This window comes from Bacillus sp. FSL R5-0512 (genome assembly GCF_038593295.1).
Classification (GTDB): domain Bacteria; phylum Bacillota; class Bacilli; order Bacillales; family Bacillaceae; genus Bacillus; species Bacillus safensis.
This window is the reverse complement of sequence record NZ_CP151982.1, coordinates 3069479-3088050: the sequence shown is the minus strand read 5'-3', so window position 1 is coordinate 3088050 and position 18572 is coordinate 3069479. Positions and strand designations below refer to the sequence as shown.

General features: G+C 40.9%; 21 protein-coding genes and 1 tRNA gene. 18 read left to right on the top strand and 4 right to left on the bottom strand.

Going from position 1 to position 18572, the window contains the following annotated elements:
- The first annotated feature begins 3 nt into the window (after positions 1 to 3).
- The 9 genes from NSQ25_RS15960 (at position 4) to NSQ25_RS15920 (ending at position 9142) form a co-directional block, all read left to right on the top strand.
- Positions 4 to 1461, top strand: a complete 1458-nt coding sequence (locus NSQ25_RS15960) for a tetratricopeptide repeat protein (RefSeq protein WP_284384400.1) — start codon at positions 4 to 6, stop codon at positions 1459 to 1461.
- Positions 1462 to 1825: 364 nt separating this feature from the next.
- A complete protein-coding gene (locus tag NSQ25_RS15955) occupies positions 1826 to 3214 on the top strand; it encodes an NlpC/P60 family protein (protein WP_065214806.1) in 1389 nt (462 codons plus the stop codon).
- A gap of 234 nt (positions 3215 to 3448) precedes the next feature.
- Entirely contained in the window at positions 3449 to 4399 is a 951-nt protein-coding gene (gene trxB / locus NSQ25_RS15950; protein WP_024427675.1) for a thioredoxin-disulfide reductase, read from the top strand.
- 357 nt (positions 4400 to 4756) lie between these two features.
- Positions 4757 to 5221 (top strand): 8-oxo-dGTP diphosphatase, encoded by a 465-nt coding sequence (locus NSQ25_RS15945; protein ID WP_034281027.1) that lies wholly within the window; start codon positions 4757 to 4759, stop codon positions 5219 to 5221.
- Positions 5222 to 5260: 39 nt separating this feature from the next.
- Positions 5261 to 6148, top strand: coding sequence for an RNase adapter RapZ (gene rapZ, locus NSQ25_RS15940; RefSeq protein ID WP_034281443.1), 888 nt, complete (start codon positions 5261 to 5263; stop codon positions 6146 to 6148).
- Positions 6149 to 7108, top strand: coding sequence for a YvcK family protein (locus NSQ25_RS15935; protein WP_034281026.1), 960 nt, complete (start codon positions 6149 to 6151; stop codon positions 7106 to 7108). It abuts the gene before it with no gap.
- Positions 7109 to 7125: 17 nt separating this feature from the next.
- Positions 7126 to 8076, top strand: a complete 951-nt coding sequence (gene whiA / locus NSQ25_RS15930) for a DNA-binding protein WhiA (protein ID WP_034281025.1) — start codon at positions 7126 to 7128, stop codon at positions 8074 to 8076.
- A 26-nt stretch (positions 8077 to 8102) separates the two neighbouring features.
- A complete protein-coding gene (locus NSQ25_RS15925; protein WP_024423549.1) occupies positions 8103 to 8360 on the top strand; it encodes an HPr family phosphocarrier protein in 258 nt (85 codons plus the stop codon).
- A gap of 38 nt (positions 8361 to 8398) precedes the next feature.
- The gene (locus NSQ25_RS15920) at positions 8399 to 9142 is read left to right on the top strand and encodes an arylamine N-acetyltransferase (RefSeq protein WP_034281024.1); all 744 of its coding nucleotides are present in this window, start codon (positions 8399 to 8401) and stop codon (positions 9140 to 9142) included.
- A 50-nt stretch (positions 9143 to 9192) separates the two neighbouring features.
- On the opposite strand, the gene NSQ25_RS15915 is transcribed toward NSQ25_RS15920, so the two are convergent.
- The gene (locus NSQ25_RS15915; RefSeq protein ID WP_024423547.1) at positions 9193 to 9681 is read right to left on the bottom strand and encodes a ribonuclease; all 489 of its coding nucleotides are present in this window, start codon (positions 9679 to 9681) and stop codon (positions 9193 to 9195) included.
- A 376-nt stretch (positions 9682 to 10057) separates the two neighbouring features.
- Complete coding sequence (locus tag NSQ25_RS15910; RefSeq protein ID WP_034281023.1) at positions 10058 to 11035, bottom strand: D-glycerate dehydrogenase; 978 nt, start codon at positions 11033 to 11035, stop codon at positions 10058 to 10060.
- 553 nt (positions 11036 to 11588) lie between these two features.
- On the opposite strand from NSQ25_RS15910, the gene NSQ25_RS15905 reads away from it, so the two are divergent.
- Positions 11589 to 12170, top strand: coding sequence for a carbonic anhydrase (locus tag NSQ25_RS15905; RefSeq protein WP_326135837.1), 582 nt, complete (start codon positions 11589 to 11591; stop codon positions 12168 to 12170).
- Between the two features lie 37 nt (positions 12171 to 12207).
- On the top strand, positions 12208 to 13830 hold the full coding sequence (locus tag NSQ25_RS15900) for a SulP family inorganic anion transporter (RefSeq protein ID WP_024423544.1): 1623 nt from the start codon (positions 12208 to 12210) through the stop codon (positions 13828 to 13830).
- Between the two features lie 27 nt (positions 13831 to 13857).
- On the opposite strand, the gene NSQ25_RS15895 is transcribed toward NSQ25_RS15900, so the two are convergent.
- Positions 13858 to 14199 (bottom strand): MazG-like family protein, encoded by a 342-nt coding sequence (locus tag NSQ25_RS15895; RefSeq protein WP_034281021.1) that lies wholly within the window; start codon positions 14197 to 14199, stop codon positions 13858 to 13860.
- Positions 14200 to 14336: 137 nt separating this feature from the next.
- Between NSQ25_RS15895 and NSQ25_RS15890 the strand changes: the two genes are divergently transcribed.
- Positions 14337 to 14915 carry a TIGR00730 family Rossman fold protein gene (locus tag NSQ25_RS15890; protein ID WP_081124871.1) on the top strand — a complete coding sequence of 193 codons (579 nt, stop codon included), beginning with the start codon at positions 14337 to 14339 and terminating at the stop codon, positions 14913 to 14915.
- Between the two features lie 57 nt (positions 14916 to 14972).
- Here the strand turns inward: NSQ25_RS15890 and clpP are convergent, their stop codons facing one another.
- Entirely contained in the window at positions 14973 to 15569 is a 597-nt protein-coding gene (gene clpP / locus NSQ25_RS15885; RefSeq protein WP_024427684.1) for an ATP-dependent Clp endopeptidase proteolytic subunit ClpP, read from the bottom strand.
- 253 nt (positions 15570 to 15822) lie between these two features.
- Here clpP and NSQ25_RS15880 point away from each other — a divergent pair.
- The 6 genes from NSQ25_RS15880 (at position 15823) to NSQ25_RS15855 (ending at position 18359) form a co-directional block, all read left to right on the top strand.
- Positions 15823 to 15898, top strand: a tRNA-Arg gene (locus NSQ25_RS15880).
- Between the two features lie 574 nt (positions 15899 to 16472).
- Positions 16473 to 16667 carry a hypothetical protein gene (locus tag NSQ25_RS15875; RefSeq protein ID WP_326135836.1) on the top strand — a complete coding sequence of 65 codons (195 nt, stop codon included), beginning with the start codon at positions 16473 to 16475 and terminating at the stop codon, positions 16665 to 16667.
- Between the two features lie 30 nt (positions 16668 to 16697).
- Positions 16698 to 17090 (top strand): helix-turn-helix transcriptional regulator, encoded by a 393-nt coding sequence (locus tag NSQ25_RS15870; protein WP_214755370.1) that lies wholly within the window; start codon positions 16698 to 16700, stop codon positions 17088 to 17090.
- Positions 17091 to 17244: 154 nt separating this feature from the next.
- The gene (locus NSQ25_RS15865) at positions 17245 to 17430 is read left to right on the top strand and encodes a hypothetical protein (protein WP_326135835.1); all 186 of its coding nucleotides are present in this window, start codon (positions 17245 to 17247) and stop codon (positions 17428 to 17430) included.
- A 153-nt stretch (positions 17431 to 17583) separates the two neighbouring features.
- Entirely contained in the window at positions 17584 to 17802 is a 219-nt protein-coding gene (locus tag NSQ25_RS15860) for a hypothetical protein (protein ID WP_214755371.1), read from the top strand.
- A complete protein-coding gene (locus NSQ25_RS15855; RefSeq protein ID WP_214755372.1) occupies positions 17802 to 18359 on the top strand; it encodes a hypothetical protein in 558 nt (185 codons plus the stop codon). Before NSQ25_RS15860 ends, NSQ25_RS15855 begins: the two co-directional genes overlap by 1 nt.
- Positions 18360 to 18572: the final 213 nt, after the last annotated feature.

Below are 18572 nucleotides of genomic sequence, written 5' to 3'. Positions count from 1 at the left end.
TCGGTGAGTAAATACACTTCTCAAAATAATCACACACAAGTCGTCCAGCTATTTCAAGATGGGCATTACTTTTTTCATAAAGGTCTTAAAGCATATAGAGAAAGAAATCTGTCCAGAGCAAGTAAGCTGATACAGCGGGCCATCGTACTTGAGCCTGAAAATGTAGAAATGCTGTCGCAGCTTGCCATTATTTATACTGAAATGGGTCATTACCAGCAATCAAACGAACTGCTTGATTTTATCCTTGAACACATCGATGAAAACATGTCTGAGTGCCACTATTTTAAAGCCAATAATTATGCGAATCTCGGACTGTTTCAAGAGGCATATAAATCAGCTACTGCTTATGCCGCGCTGGAAGAGAACGGGGAATTTGCGGATGAAAATGAAGACCTTCTTGACCTGCTCGATATGAGCGACGAAGAGGACGAAGATTTTCCTTATGATCAGGATGACCTGATTGTGAAGCAGGATCAAGCAAACCATTTGTTAGAAAGCGGCAGACTCGATGAAGCCATTGAGATGCTGGAACAGATGATTGTTGAGTATCCAGAATTTTGGTCAGCGTATAATAATCTTGCTTTGGCCTATTTTTATTCTGGCCGAATCCATCAGGCGAAAGAAATGTTGAACCGGGTCCTTCTTGAAAATCCCGGTAATCTGCATGCCCTTTGCAATCAGCTTGTCTTCTACCATTATGAGAAAGAAGAAGAGAAGGTCAACATGTTAGCGAAGCAATTAACGCACGTGTATCCAATACTAAGTGAACAGCGTTATAAGCTTGGCGCAACATTTGCCCTTGTGGGAGAATTTGAATGGGCCTTTAAATGGCTTTATTCTTTGTACAAAACAGGTTTTCAGGGAGATAGTACATTTTTATACTGGCTTGCAAGCGCAGCCTATCATACAGGCCACAAAACGCTCGCCCAAACGGTTTGGGATAAGATGGTTGAAGAAGATATCGACGCAGATGAAATCAAGCCGTGGCAGGATAAACCTGAGGAGACTGAGCCAATGGTCTCGATTGAGGAACGGCTGACTGCGTACTATGTCAGTAAACAAAAAGGGGAACGTGACGTTCTGCAGTCTGTCCTTGATGCACGCGCAGCGAAAACGGCCTTTGAACAGCAATTTATAGAACTGCTTTTGTATGAAGATGAAATGAAAGAAAAGTCTTTTTCAGAAGATGCAGTTTTTGCAAAACAAGCGGCATCCAGTCTGGAGGAAGCGGTTCAGCCTGACAGCCATATGCCTTATTTTTGGTTATTCCATATTATTCAGCAGGCACGTGCTTCTGGTATTGATAAGAAAAATGCACCTGCCTGGGCAGCAGCATCTTATTATCTATGGATGAATGAACAAGAAGCAGCTCTCAGCAAAAAAGATGTTGCGTCCGCTTTTCAGATCAGTGTTCAAACACTGTCTAAATACGAACGAGAGATCTGTACGTTAATCGATTAAATTAGGTAAATAGATTCAGAACATCGCAGCATGGCCGAAAAGGTCATGCTTTTTTCTTGGATAAAAAGGTGGGATTTGCAAGGAATTGGCGAAGTATGACAATCACGACATGTTTTTGAAACATAAATGTAATAAAAATATTAGCTCATTTTGTCGATGTCTCATGTATAATGAAACTCGTGGATAAAACAAAGATAGATATTTAAATATTTTACTATACATAATGAAACACCTAGTGATAGAAACAATCTGGTCAACATCTGACTGAACAATCAGGAAGAAAGACATAGAGAGCACAGATTGGTCGCAGAGAATTTGCTGCTTTCTAATGTCGCTTGGGAAATTGTCAAAGGAGGAACTATTCGTGAAAAAGTTTATTACTTTCGGTTTAGCTTCGGTGATCGGAGCGAGCGGTTTATTTATTCCATTTACGCATGAAGCAAACGCACAGAACTTTGAACAAAAGAAACAAGAACTAGACAGCAAGCAATCTGAGGTAAACAAGAATCTTCAAAAGAAAAAAGAAGAGCTTTCAAAGCTTGAAGCAAAACAAGAGGCACTTGCACAAAAGCTTAAAGATATTGATGAGAAAGCTTTAAAAACAAGTGATCAAATCGAAGAAAAACAAAAAGAAAATGAAAAAACAAAAAAAGAAATCAAAGCATTGAAAAAAGAAATTGCTGATACAGAAAAACGTATTGAGGATAGAAACAAATTCTTGAAAAAGCGTGTACGTGCACTCCAAGAGAGCGGCGGTTCTACGAAATACATAGATGTATTACTAGGAGCAAAAAGCTTTAGCGATTTCATCAGTCGTGCAGGTGCAGTATCTACATTGATCAACGCAGACAGTGAAATCATTAAAGAGCAGGAAAAAGACAAAGCAGAACTTCAAAAGTCTGAAAACGAATTAAACACAAAGCTTGAAAATGTGCAAAACACACTTGCCAAGCTTGAAACGCTTCAATCAGACTTGAATAAACAGCTTGATGAAAAAGACAAGCTATTCAAGCAAGTGAAAAAGCAAAAAGGAAGTGCTTTTTCTGAAATCAGTGAGTTAAACAGTGAGGCTAACAGCATCGCATCTGAAAAAGACGCAACAGTAGCTGCACAAAAACAAGCTGAAAAAGAAGCAAGAGAAGCAGCTCAAAAAGCAAAAGAAGAAAAAGCGCAAAGACAACAGCAGCAGCGTCAAGCTAGTGTCCAAGCGGAAGACAACAGCTCAAATAACGATAGCAGCCCGTCTTCAAGTAACAGTGGATCATCTAATGACAACAACAATAATAACAACAGCAGTTCACCAAGCAAGAAGCCATCTTCTCGCGGCGGATCACCTGTCAGCAGTAACGTAGGCGGAATTGAAGGTGCGATCAGCACAGGTTCTAGTATTGTTGGACAATCTCCATATAAATGGGGCGGCGGCAGATCACAAGCCGATATTGACGCACGTCGTTTTGACTGTTCTTCATTCGTTCGCTGGGCATTCGCATCAGCAGGCATCAACCTTGGGCCAGTTGGCGGTACAACAACCGATACGCTTGTAGGTAAGGGAAGAGCTGTAAGTGCATCTGACATGAAACGTGGAGACCTTGTGTTCTTTGATACGTATAAAGTAAATGGACACGTTGGTATTTATTTAGGAAACGGTTCATTCTTGAACGATAACAGCTCTCGCGGTGTTTCAGTTGACTCAATGAACAACGTATACTGGAAAAAAGCTTTCAATGGCGTTGTAAGAAGAGTCGTTGAATAAATCATTACTTTTTATATAACCGTAAACAGGCTTCCTTAAACAGCAGTTTAAGGAAGCTTTTTCTTTTTTTGAAGATATGAGCAAATGATTCGCTTATTCCCCGCAGATTTAATAGGATATGGGTAAGGAATAAAAGCTAAGAGTGGAAATGATGCTCTCTGTCATGAATGGAAGCATCACCCAAGGGCATTCTAATAAGAAATGCGAGCAGCAATTGAAGAGGGAGTGACAGTTGTGTCAGAAGAAAAAATCTACGATACGATCATCATTGGAGCGGGTCCTGCCGGAATGACAGCCGCTGTTTATACATCACGGGGAAATCTTTCAACATTAATGATTGAAAGAGGAATTCCAGGCGGACAAATGGCGAATACGGAAGATGTCGAGAACTATCCTGGCTTTGAAAGCATTTTAGGGCCGGAACTTTCAAATAAAATGTTTGAGCATGCGAAGAAATTCGGTGCAGAGTATGCATATGGCGATATTAAAGAAATCGTGAACGGTGAAGAATATAAAATCGTCAAAGCCGGCTCAAAAGAATACAAAGGACGCTCTGTCATTATCGCGGCAGGGGCTGAATACAAAAAAATCGGTGCACCAGGTGAAAAAGAACTTGGCGGCCGCGGCGTATCATATTGTGCAGTATGTGACGGGGCATTCTTTAAAAACAAAGAGCTTGTCGTCATCGGCGGCGGTGATTCTGCGGTAGAAGAGGGTGTGTATCTCACACGCTTCGCTTCTAAAGTAACGATTATTCATAGACGCGATAAACTTCGTGCACAAAGCATTTTACAAGCACGCGCCTTTGATAATGAAAAAATTGACTTCAAGTGGAACAAAACCGTCAAACAGATCAATGAAGAAAACGGGAAAGTCGGCAGTGTGACATTGGTTGATACGGTGACTGGTGAAGAAGAAGACTTTAAAACAGACGGCGCCTTTATCTATATCGGCATGCTGCCACTGTCTAAACCATTTGAAAATCTCGGCATTACAAATAAAGAAGGCTACATTGAGACAAACGAAAGAATGGAAACAAGAGTGGAAGGTATTTTCGCCGCTGGTGACATTCGTGAAAAAACACTTCGTCAAATTGTGACAGCAACAGGTGACGGAAGTATTGCAGCACAAAGCGCACAGCATTATGTAGAAGAGCTTGCTGAAAAACTCAAAGCAACGAAATAAAAGGCTGTCGTAAATCCTTAATATAGCGTCATGGGCTTTTAACTGGAATGTAACACGGGTGAAATAATTTTCCGTTATGATGAAACTAGTAATTGACCCCCTTTTATAAGGAATACATGTTTGGCACGGATGTGAATCCGTGTCCTTTTTTTTGCCTGAAATCAGAAATTCACTAGATGTTCACAAATGACGCATGGAGAACCATTAGATGCTGTAAAATAAAGAGTAGAGAAATTGCCCGTTACACGATTCAAACGAAAACCGGTCTGTTTTCGGGGAAGAACGGGCATGTTCATTGTGGGAGTCAGGTTGAACCTGTATAATAAGTTAAAGACATAAAAGAGTAGGTGACAGCTGATGCAACGAGTAACCAATTGTGTGCTGCATCACGAAGATCAAGTTCTCTTGCTGCAAAAGCCAAGACGGGGCTGGTGGGTAGCACCGGGCGGCAAAATGGAAAGCGGAGAATCGGTCAAGGATTCAGTCGTTCGAGAATATAGAGAAGAAACAGGTATTTATATTTTAAATCCGCAGCTGAAAGGTGTTTTTACCTTTATCATAAAAGAAGGCGATCAAATCGTTCAAGAGTGGATGATGTTCACCTTCATGGCAGATTCATTTACCGGAAAAAACGTAACAGAGTCAGAGGAAGGCGTTTTAAAATGGCATGACGTAAAGGATGTGCCTGATTTGCCGATGGCCCCAGGAGATTCCCATATTCTTGATTTCATGCTTAAAGGAAAAGGACTACTGCACGGCACTTTTACGTATACACCCGACTTTGAGCTGATTGCTTATCGGTTAGATCCTCAGGGAGAATAATACATGAACCGTTTTCATAAAGAAGGAGAGGAAGCAGGCATGAATACACACAAACAAGAAGATATTCAGCTTGTGATTATTACAGGAATGTCAGGTGCGGGGAAAACCGTCGCCATTCAAAGCTTTGAAGATTTAGGCTACTTTTGTGTTGATAACCTGCCGCCATCACTTTTACCGAAGTTCTTAGAGCTCATGAAGGAATCGAATTCCAAGATGAGCAAGGTCGCTCTTGTGATGGATTTGCGCGGACGCGAATTTTTTGACAGCTTAATTGCCGCCTTAGATGAAATGAGTGATCTTGACTGGATCACGCCAAGAATTCTATTTTTAGATGCAAATGATAAGGTGCTTGTCTCAAGATACAAAGAAACGAGACGTTCGCATCCCCTTGCGACAACAGGTTTGCCGCTCGAAGGAATTGAAATGGAGCGCGAGCTGTTAGAGGAGTTAAAAGGCCGGTCTCAAATGATTTTTGATACATCGGATTTAAAACCGAAACAGCTGCGAGAAAAAATTGTCACGCATTTTGCCACCAATCAAGGACAGGTGTTTACAGTAAATGTGATGTCCTTTGGTTTTAAATACGGCCTGCCGATAGATGCTGATCTTGTCTTTGACGTGAGATTCCTGCCGAATCCTTACTATATTGAGAGCATGCGTCCACAGACTGGAAACGATGAAGAAGTGCGCTCCTATGTGATGAAATGGAGTGAAACGCAAAAATTCACAGAGAAATTAATCGATCTCCTCAGCTTTATGCTTCCGTCCTATAAACGGGAAGGAAAAAGCCAGCTTGTGATTGCCATCGGCTGTACAGGCGGACAGCATCGATCTGTGACACTGGCCAACTATTTATCGGAGTATTTTAAAAACGATTACTATACACATGTCACTCACCGGGACATTGAAAAGAGAAGCAGAAAATAGATGACGACACTACCAAAGGTGGTCATTCTTGGCGGGGGCACTGGCTTATCTGTTTTGCTCAGAGGGCTTAAAACGAAGCCAGTGGACATTACCGCTATTGTAACGGTTGCTGACGACGGAGGCAGCTCAGGCAGACTGCGGCATGATTTGAATATTCCCCCTCCAGGAGATATTCGAAACGTCCTTGCGGCTCTCTCTGATGTGGAACCGCTAGTAGAAGATCTATTTCAGCACCGTTTTAACAAAGGGAATGACTTAACAGGCCACTCACTCGGCAACCTCATTCTTGCGGCCATGACAAATATAACCGGTGATTTTTTTCATGCCGTCACTGAAATGAGTAAGGTTTTAAATGTGAGAGGAAAAGTATTGCCAGCAGCAAATTCAAGTGTTGTTCTTCATGCTGAATTAGAAAATGGGCAAATGGTGACAGGAGAATCGAAAATTCCCACCTATGGTGAGCGAATCAAACGAGTGTTCCTCACACCCGATACGATTGAACCACTGCCAGAATCCATTCAAGTCATTCGTGAGGCGGATTTGATCGTCATTGGGCCCGGCAGCCTGTATACAAGTATTTTACCAAACTTGCTTGTCCCGCATATTGGAGAAGAAGTGATTCGCTCTAAGGCGAAAAAAGTATATATTTGCAATGTCATGACGCAGCCGGGGGAAACGCTTTCCTACAGTGCAGCTGATCATGTTCAGGCATTAAATGATCATATGGATCGTCCATTTATCGATACGATTTTTGTGAACAATAAAGAAATTCCAGAAGAAATCAAAGCAAAATATGCAGAAGAACAGGCACAGCCTGTCCAATTCGACACAGATGCACTGAAAGCAATGGGACTAGAAGTGATTCCTGGAGAAATCATTACATATGACCAGCATGTCATTCGTCATGACACGCTGAAAGTAGCCTCGCTGCTTGTCGACCTGCTGCATCAGAAAAAATAGGAATGGGGGTGGCAAGGATGTCATTTGCATCCGAAACAAAAAAAGAGCTGACTAATCTGGACGTGAAGGACTGCTGCACAAAAGCAGAGCTTTCTGCCCTCATCCGTATGAACGGTTCATTATCTTTCTCTAATCGAAAATTGATTTTAGATATACAGACAGAGAACGCAGCCATTGCAAGACGGATTTATACGCTGCTCAAGAAGAAATACGATGTGACAGTCGAACTGCTCGTCCGTAAAAAAATGAGATTGAAAAAGAATAACGTGTATATTGTCAGACTGGTAGAACGAGCGAGAACCATTTTAGAGGATTTAAAAATATTAGGTGAGCAATTTGTATTTGAGCGCAATATTTCAGAAGAGCTTGTGAAGAAAAGATGCTGCAAGCGCTCCTATATGAGAGGTGCTTTTTTAGCAGGCGGTTCTGTGAATAACCCAGAAACGTCCTCCTATCACCTTGAAATTTTTTCACTATATAAAGAACATAATGATGCCCTTTGTGAGCTGATGAATCAATTTCATCTCAATAGTAAAACACTTGAGCGCAAAAAAGGGTACATTACGTACATGAAGGAAGCAGAAAAAATCACGGAATTCTTAAGTGTTGTGGGCGCTCATAACTCACTGCTCCGCTTTGAAGATGTGCGGATCGTCCGAGATATGAGGAACTCCGTCAACCGGCTCGTCAATTGTGAAACAGCAAACTTGAATAAAACGATTGGTGCATCACTGCGTCAGGTCGAGAACATTCAATTCATTGATGAAAAAATTGGACTTGATGCCCTGCCGGAAAAGCTTCGTGAAATTGCCAAACTGCGAGTCGACTATCAAGAGGTCACGCTGAAGGAACTTGGGGAAATGGTAGAAAGCGGCAAGATCAGCAAGTCAGGGATTAACCACCGTTTAAGAAAGCTAGATCAAATCGCAGAACAATTACGAAACGGACAAGCTGTTACACTCAAATAGGAGAATGAAAAAGGGAGGCAGATCATATGGTGGAAAAAACGGTCACCATCCAGCTGAAAACAGGCTTGCAGGCACGTCCAGCTGCTTTGTTCGTACAAGAAGCCAATCGCTTTGGTGCTGATATTTTTCTAGAGAAAGATGGGAAAAAAGTCAATGCGAAAAGCATTATGGGTCTCATGAGTCTTGCGATCAGCTCTGGGGTTACTGTCACACTGATCGCAGATGGTGCGGATGAGCAAGAAGCCATTGAGGCGTTAACGGATTTTATCAATCAAGAAAACTGAGTCTCTTCAAAGGCTCAGTTTTTTTAGGAGGGAATGTCATGATTCAATCAGCTTTTTTACAGAAGATCGAATATGAAGGCCAGTCCATCACCTTTGATGACTTGCCTGTAGTATTAAAAAAAATGGCCTTTACCTTTCCGTTTGAAAATAGAGCTGTTCTGAACAAACAATCCTACGCTTTGAATCAAGAAGGGTTGAAGCAGCATCTACTTGAAGGAAACAGAGGAGGTCTTTGTTACGATCTCAATCCTCTCTTATACTATGTGTTAAAAGAGGCAGGGCTCTCTGTACAGCTTCTTCAAGGCACAGTGTATAACAAAGAAGCGGGTACGTGGGCAATTGATGGCACGCATGTAGCCATCATGTTGAAGCATCACAACGAACGCTTCCTCATTGATGCGGGATTTGGTGTGAATTTACCTCTTCAACCTGTGCCTTTTACAGGAGATTGGGTGGAAGGAGGGTCAATGCGGTTTCGCGTCAAAGCTGAGGAAACCGAAAAAGGGACACATCTGCTCCAATTAGATAAGGGAGATGGCGCTGAAACAGGCTATGCTTTCACATTGAACGAGGTGGACGAGGCTGTATTGGCCCAAATGAGACACGAGATTTATGAAAATGAATCCTCTCCATTTAACAAAAGACCGCTTGCCTCAAAGCTCACGCCAACAGGACGTGTGGTCGTTACTGAGGATCATGTCACCACACATGAGCATGAAGAAGTGTCGAAAAAGCCGCTGCCGATTCCTTTTGAGGATTACGTGAAAAACCTGATACCGTAAACCACCATACGAAAAGACAGCCCCAGATCAAATAGGGCTGTCTTTTTTGATTATCGAATACGGGTGAAAGTCGCATAATGGTCTGTTGTTTTGTAAATGAGCCAGTCGCTTGAATACACAAGACGGTCAGCATTGCGGAAGCCTGAAACGTAGTTGATGTCTGCCTCACGCCATGTTCGGCCGCTTGCTGAAGGAAGACGTCCCTCCCGGTTTGAGAAAATATCTCCACCAATGCTTTTACCTGGCGCCACCTCGGCTAGATTTCCCTTAGATGCCACCCATCCGAGAGCACTTGCTTGTGATTTCGTAATGTAGTTATCAGGCAGTCGTTTGTAGCGAATTAAATAATCTGCTACACCATCAAACGTATTAATGACGGCAAGGGTACGCACATCCGGCGTGAGCTGAATAGAAGCAGTTTCAGTTGTGGCTGTTGGTGTAAGAGGTGTTTCTGCATGAGCTTGCTGCGGGACAAATCCAGAAAACAGAATAGCAGCGATCAGAGCGAACATAGTAAAAACCGAACTTAATCTTTTCATCTTCATCCTCCTATTAAGGAAATCGGATGCCGTCCTCTTGATGCTTGTCTAGCTCATATTATAGCACCCGAACATAAAGGAAATGTAAAGAATCAGGATATTTGCTAAAATGAGTCTTTTCTCCTGATGTCTCCTAAAAGAAATAAATAAAAAGACGCAGTTTCTGCGTCTTTCAGCGTGTAGACAAACCCTCGCATTCTTTGTCAGTCCTGCGCGCTGGTGCTCACGAATGTCAAATTCGCTCCGCAAAAGTAGCCGTCCTTCCTAGACTTCAAAGGTTTTCTATCACGCTGAAAAGAAGACAAAGAGCTAAAATAAAGATCATTTTAGCCCTTTGTCAACAATCTGAAAGACGCAGTTTCTGCGTCTTATCTGTTCAAGATGAAGCAAGCTCCTTCACAACATCAACAGGCGCCTTCCCATCTATTCCATGAATCACATTATGAATGGCTCGTTTCAGCATGAGATCCCTTGTTGTTTCAGTAGCGGAACCGATGTGAGGGGCTAAGGTGACATTATTCATCTCTTTGAAAGGATGATCCTCTTGAAGCGGTTCCTGCTCATACACATCAAGACCAGCGCCTTTGATCCATCCCTCCTGAAGTGCTTGAATGAGGCTTTTTTCATCCACTGTTTTCCCGCGGGAAATGTTTACAAATAAAGCCGTTTGCTTCATTAACTTCAATTCTCGTTTCCCTATCATATGATATGTTTCCTCGGTCAGCGGTGTAATCAACACGATGATATCAGCTTGTTTTAAAAGATCATCAAGTGCACAATAGACAGCGCCATACGCCGTTTCAGCCTTTTCATTCCGGCTTCGGTTATGATAAAGAACGTTCATATCAAAACCATGTGCTGCCCGTTTGGCCACTTGTTCTCCTATACGTCCCATGCCAATAATACCGAGCGTTTGGTGATGTACGTCGATGCCAAAGATCTCTTCCTCCTGTACGAATTTCGTCCATTTTCCTTCACGGATAAAACGGTCAAGCTCGGCGATTCTTCGCGCAGAGGAGAGAATGAGCGAAAAGGCAAGGTCAGCCACGGTATGATCGAGGGTATAAGGAGTGTGCGTACCAATCACGCCTCTTTGCCTCATCGCTTCTATATCGAAATTGTCATAGCCGACAGAGTTATTACTCACCACCTTGAGTTTTGGTGCGTGATCTAACAGCTCTTGATCGATTTTTGTTCCAGACGTTAAAAGACCATCAGCGTGCTGCAGCTTCTCAAACAAAATGTCTCTTGGAATAGGGTCTTTGGATTGCCATATCTCGTATGTACAATGTTCCTTTAGCATTTCTTCAAAAGAGGCAGGTAAGGGTTTGGCGACAAAAATGTGTGGTGTCACAGTCAATTCGCTCCTTTCACATGGTCATCTTACTCCTTTTATTATATAGCAACGATTTCGGCAGAACACGTTTGAATGTTAGCAGCTCAATATTTAATATACTGAAATAACGGTAAAGAAAGACATTTTCTTAGTGAAAAAGTAGATTCTTATGCCATCTGATGCATTTTTTATCTATATAAAAATAAGCTGATAGTAGATGATACATGTGAAATTGCAAAATTTTACGAGAGATTATCTGACAAACTGGAAAATAGATCGAGACTTTTTGGTAGAAAATTTATTATATTTGAAATGTATTAAACGGGATGGTCATTTTCTACTAAACCATTTTATTGTCTTTTGGTGTGATGAGAACAATAGATTGAAAACAAACCCGCGAAGCCGTTGGGATGCAGCGTAAAATAGAGAAAATGATGATATTTCTTCTCATCGTTTTCTCATTTTTTTCTTTTTTTTCTATCATTTTTCTTCTCTATTCTTGAGAACACAAGAAAGAAAAGGAGGACAGGCACGAGCTTACGTTACTTAAAAAAAGATGGGAGATGGCAAAATGGAGTCAAAATTAGAACAGATTCTTCGGCACAATTCAGAGTTTGTGAATGAGAGACATTATGAGCCTTACAAAGCGGGGAAATTTCCTGAGAAAAAACTGGTTATTTTAACGTGCATGGATACCCGTCTTTTGGAATTATTGCCGCAATCTATGGGACTGCGCAACGGGGATGCAAAAATCATTAAGAATGCAGGCGCCATCGTGACACATCCGTTCGGCAGTGTGATGCGGAGTATCCTGCTAGCCATCTATGAACTAAAGGCAGAGGAAGTATGCATTGTAGGGCATCATGAATGCGGAATGGCAGGTCTTGCGGCGGACCCTTTACTTGAAAAGGCGAAAGCACGCGGAATCGAAGAGAAATGCTTAAGCATTGTGAAAAACTCAGGAGTTGATTTAAAGGGCTGGCTGACAGGCTTTGATTCAGTTGAAGAAAGCGTGGCCCAAAGTGTGAAATTAGTGAAAGAGCATCCACTGATGCCAAGTGATGTGGCTGTTCATGGACTGGTGATTCACCCAGCAACAGGAAAGCTGGATGTCGTAGTGAAAGATAAACTGATTGACCCGCAGTATACCTAAATCATCTACACATACTTGAAGGAGGCCAACACATACCATGCGTTTTTATGGAAGATTTGAAGGGTACAATTCATCAAAGTTTAGACGCGATTTAATCGCTGGGCTTGTCGTGGGGGTTGTGGCAATTCCTTTAGGCATGGCATTTGCCATAGCATCTGGTGTCGGACCAGAATATGGATTATATACAGTCATCGTTGCCGGCATTTTGATTTCATTGTTTGGTGGTTCAAAGTATCAGATCGGCGGGCCGACCGGGGCGTTTGTTCCCATTTTATTCGGGATCGTCAGCCAGTACGGTATTGAAAACTTGCTCATTGCCGGTTTTATGGCAGGCTGTATGCTTGTATTATTCGGAATATTCAAACTAGGAAAGCTCATGAAATTTATTCCTCGTCCGGTTATCATCGGTTTTACTGCTGGCATTGCTGTCATTATTTTTTCAGGACAGATTGCCAACTTCCTCGGATTAAAGGGTGTTGAAAAACATGAAAGCTTTTTCCTCAATATGAGAGAAATCGTGGTCCATCTTGGTACCACAAACAGTCTCGCCATTATCACAGCCGTCATCGGGCTCATCGTGATTTTGGCGGCACAAAAATACATTCCCAAAATACCTGGTGCTCTATTAGGTTTATTGGCTTCTACGTTTCTAGCCGTTCTCTTTTTTCAAGGACAAGTTGAAACGATTGGCTCTGCATATGGTGAAATCCCTCGTCAGCTGCCAACCTTCGCTTTTCCTGAATTGACGATTGAAAAAATGATATACCTCCTGCCTCCAGCAATTGTCATTGCGCTTTTAGGCGGCGTGGAATCGATTTTATCCGCAATGGTCGCTGATAATATGAAAGGCTCTAAGCATGACAGCAATAAAGAGCTTGTGGGGCAAGGAATTGCCAATATGGCGGCACCGCTTTTCGGAGGAATTCCAGCGACGGGAGCTATTGCCCGAACGGCAACGAACATAAAAAATGGCGGGGCAAGTCCGATTTCTGGTGTGGTGCATGGCGTTGTCGTCTTACTGATCTTAATGGTATTTGCGCCGTATGCGTCGATGATTCCACTTGCTGCAATGGCACCGATTTTAATGTTTGTTGCTTGGAATATGAGTGAGAGAAAAGAGTTTATCAATATTTTGAAAGTGAAAAATGCTGATTCGCTTGTACTGGTCGTGACCTTCCTGCTCACAGTGATCGGTGATTTGATTATTGGCGTCACTGCTGGTCTCATTTTAGCGTTTATCGCCTTTATCAAAAAAATGAGCCAGACGACCAATATTCATACCAATGTCGCTGTTCCTCAAATGGAAACAGCAGCTGCTTTAGAAAAACAGACAGAGGAGAAAGGGATCAGTATGTATTCCATTGAAGGGCCGCTCTTTTTCGGAACAACAGATTCATTAGAAAATTCGATATTGGATCATGTTCAAACAAAACCGAAAACGCTCATTCTGCTTATGAATAAAGTCAATTACATGGACACATCGGCAGAAGCGGTTCTAATGAATATCTCCAATCGGTTAAAGCATCATAATGGAAAGCTGATGATCGTTGGACTTCAATCACAGCCTAAGGAGCTTTTGCATCGAACGGGTCTATTCCATCATATCGGAAAACAGCATTTCTTTGAACGAACGGATGACATCTCACCACAGCATCTTTAAGGCGTAAAAAAACACGTGACAGCTTGGTCACGTGTTTTTTACTGGCTCTTTTTCTCCAGAAAAGCGTTTGTTGAGTTTTTGTTGATGAGCGCTGAAGACCTCTTCTACTGTGACATCATATTGATCCGCTAAAATGAGGAGATTTGCTAAAACATCTCCCATTTCTTCAATGAGTTCTTTCTTCAGCTCAGATGATTCCTGTCTCTGCTCATCAGGCCGGTCTCGTCCGATTTCTATTGCTCTAACAGCGCGAGCGAGTTCTCCCGTTTCTTCCATTAAGAAGCCTAACCGGATAAACGGTCCGTATTCTGTCCAATTTCTCGTTTGATAAAAATCCTTGATCCACTTCTCCATCTCAGTTGTTTGCATTCTCTCTATACAGCTCCTTATATGGTGTTCACTCTTTTGATTTTACACTATATATAGAAGAAACGGCTGTTTCTTTACAAATCATTATAGTAGAATGAGTGGGTGAAGAAATCATAGAGAGAGATGGGGCTGTTTTGATGAAAACGATTTGTGTGTTTGCTGGTTCGAATCCAGGTGTAAATGATGTCTACAAACAAAAGGCTGTAGAACTGGGTGCTTATATGGCGAAGCAGGGCATTCGTCTTGTTTACGGCGGATCGCGTATTGGGTTAATGGGTGCGATTGCCGATGAGGTCATGAGACATGGCGGGCAAGTGATCGGGGTCATGCCTAAGGGGCTTTTTAGAGGAGAAGTCGTGCATCAAGAGCTGACAGAGCTAATTGAGGTAACAGGCATGCATGAACGAAAAGCGAAAATGAGCGAGCTGGCCGATGGGTTTATTGCGATGCCAGGCGGCTTTGGTACATATGAAGAATTATTTGAGGTGCTGTGCTGGGCACAAATCGGCATCCATCAAAAGCCGATTGGATTGTATCAAGTGAATGACTACTTCAACCCGCTCATAGACATGGTGAAATTCAGTGTACAGGAAGGTTTTTCGAATGAATCTCACCTTCAATTGTTACATGCTTCGAGTGAACCGGAGGAATTAATCACGCAGATGGCTTCTTATCAAACACCGTTTCTTCAGCAGAAATGGACGGAGCTGTCTTAAAGTATGATGAAAACAAAAAACCGTCTGTTCAGGAACAGACGGTTTGTGTTGTGATGATTATTTTTGGTCTTCTGTATTACGGGTCAAGACTTTGTCAATGAGTCCGTATTGAAGTGCTTCTTCCGCTGTTTTGAAGTTGTCACGATCTGTATCGCGCTCAATGACTTCAATTGGCTGACCAGTACGTTCAGCAAGTACTTGGTTCAGTTTATCGCGTAAAGAAAGGATTCGTTTTGCCGCAATTTCAATTTCAGTTGCTTGACCTTGGGCACCGCCTAGTGGTTGGTGAATCATGACTTCACTGTTTGGAAGAGCATAACGCTTACCTTTTTCACCAGCAGCAAGCAGGAACGCACCCATAGATGCAGCCATACCAATACAAATAGTTGATACCTTTGGTTTAATAAATTGCATCGTATCGTAAATGGCCATACCAGCTGTGATTGAACCGCCAGGGCTGTTAATGTAGATAGAAATATCTTTTTCTGGATCTTCAGCTTCTAAGAAAAGCAGCTGTGACACGATGGAGTTGGCAACATTGTCATCGATCGCAGAACCAAGCATGATAATACGGTCTTTTAAAAGACGAGAATAAATGTCGTAAGCTCTTTCCCCACGATTTGTTTGCTCAATGACTGTAGGTATTAAATTCATAATGTTCCTCCTTCACCTTTTAGGTAAGTATGTAATTCAATGATACATTTTTGGTCAATAAAGGTCAAACAAAACGCTGACCTAAATTCAAATACCCCTATCCATTTTCCCCAAAATCATTCCACTTCAAACCATCATATTAGTGTATGAATACAAAGTAAGAAAATACATCATCATGACGAATGATTAATCATTGCTTTCTTGCAGTATTTCCCTTATAATTTGATATGCTGACGTTCAAAAAACATATCGTGCGCTCGTAGCTCAGTTGGATAGAGCGGTGGTTTCCGGTACCACGTCTGCCGGGGGTTCGAATCCCTCCGAGCGCGTACTTAGTATCTTATAGGATTCGATTAATAAATTGTGAAAAATGAGAAAACCCTTTTAAATAAAGGGTTTTCTTTGTTTTTTATTTGATTGAATATGTAAGTAAACGTTATTAATTCGATTGGTTTTGCACAAATTTTTCACTTGTGTAAATTTCGAGTATTAACATTTTGGAACAAATCTAAAGTACTTATAGTCTCTTCTTCTCTAAACTCCTTCATAACATGAGCATAATATCTAAATAAAAATAACATCTGAGGAAAGATTGCGCCTGCATTTGATTTTGAAGTCCCGACTAATATGGTTGATAGTTATTTGACATACAAGAAAAGCGGAAACCGTTCTTTAGTTGAAAGGAAGAAACGAAGCATAGCAGTGAAATTAAGGGTGAAACATCAGTGTATGACATTACGTATGAGCTTCCGCATATAAACGTTGAGCGCCATACAGGTCACTTATTTAATGATGAACAGGTGGAGAAGAAAGACAAAAGAATCACGTATGAACTTGTAGATGGAGGTCGTAAGTTTTATAGTCCTATTTGGTCTTATATGGTCTTATATGGGGAAGTATGGCATGAAACTGAAATCACAGCCTATGGGGGTGAATCTCGTTATGGTGGATGTGCAACAGGAATTAGAGCTATACGCTCATATGTATGCTCATATGGATTCGGAAACGAAGGAATATGACGAGGTTCTTTTGAAGCCAGTGTATGCAGATGATCCGTTTCCGAATGGTTTGCCAGAAGAGAGGACATGGAATGGATAAAAAGCAAATAACAGAGAGGAGATAGGTGGATTGAGTTTTGCAGAAATTTTAAGGAAAGCTATGGATGAAACAAATATGTCACAGGCTGAATTGTCAAAGTTGACGGGGATAGGGAAATCATCAATAAGTCAATATGTATCAGGTAAGAATGAACCTAATCGAAATAGGAAAATTAAGATATTTGAAGTTCTGGGGAAGAGTCCTTTAGAGCATATTGATAAAATAAGTACGGATGGTTTTAGTGGGAAAATGTCTTTGAAAAAGGCGGCTAAGCTATTGGGGAAGTCAGAACAATTTGTACGTATTGGATTGCAACGTTCTGTCTTGCCTTTTGGCACAACTGTTAAATTAAATTCTAAATGGACTTATCATATAAGTGCAAAGAAATTTTATGATTTTATAGGCTTGAGAGTGAACTTTTGAAAGCTGTTCGGTGTTGTGTGTAATAGACAGGTATGCCGCAGTTAACGTTAATAGAAACATTGATAGATCAATGTTCACAGATTTAGGTCGTGTCGAAAGAGGCGAAATTAATATTACTCTTTCAACTTTAGAAAAGATCATAGGTGGTCTCGGAATGACTGAAGCGGAATTTTTCAGTTCTTTAGATTTTGAAAGTGAAGACCCCACATTAGTGAAACTAATGCGAGAAGTAAAACAATCTTCCAAGCGAGATCAATATCTAAATGATTATTTTTTAAAGACTACTTTAACCGGTAGTCTTTTTCTTTCGCCACTGTCGTCCTCTTATCAAAGGGCTTGATTTTGACGTTACAAAATCAGGCCCTTTGATAAGAGATAGTTTTAATTTATACATCTCGTTTTATTTGTATTGTTCTTTATGAAATAAGTTTCTGTATTGTGGTAAAATAGAAAAAAATTGTAACGAGGTGTAATGATGGTAACTATAAATCTCGTGTTAGGAATTATTGCTTCAATCCTATCTATTTGTTCAATTGTTTTTTCAAAAAAGGTATCTGCCAAAAATAAAGAAATTGAACAACATTTGAAACAAGAGTTAAATATTACATTGGATTCATCTAAAAAAGATGTATTGTCTAGTAAAAAGGCTATTTCGGGTGAAAATGGGAACAGCATAATAGGAAACGGGAATAATATTCGTGGAGGGAAGTAATGGCGTTAAGTAATAGTGCTAGAAGCGGAGATAATGGAACTTCAATTGTTGGTAATGAGAATAAACTTACAACTGTTAATATTGGCAGCCAAACCCCTAAAATATTAAAGCGAAGTGCTATCTTTGATGTCTGTAAAATAATAGCAGAGCTTGATATCGACTATGATGATGAATATTCTATTCAGAACAATTCTGATTGGATGGAAAAGTTTGAGCACAATAAAGTTAAAGTTTATGTGGAGATTTTTGATAATTATTCGGACGGTTATGATGAAGTTTCTAAGGTTTTAAACGGCTATTTAAAAAAGTCAATAATGGTCAAAAAAATTCGGACGGTTTATTTAGAAGTGGAAAAGGTAAGAGAAGAAGAAAAATTTGATGGTGATTATGTGATTAACCAAGTGTTTAATCGTATTAAAGAAGAAGTTTGTTATAGTGCACTAATCAGTGAATCTGACTTATTAGATGAAGAAGTCGATGAAGCCATTTATCTGATTATGTTTTATGCATTTACTAAATGTAAACTTTTAAAGCCAGTGCCTAAGGATGTTGAATAAGATGATAATTGACAGAGACTCAAATCCTAAAGATACCGTATACTACATCTCAGCATGTATTTTAGAAATTATTTCTCTAAACAAGCACAACGTTGAGGACTTATACGAAACTTTAAAGAAGCGATACAATGACTCTCTTGAATACACAATCTATTTACTTTCATTGGATTTTCTTTTTCTTATTGATAAAATTTCAATTAGTAAGGAGGGATT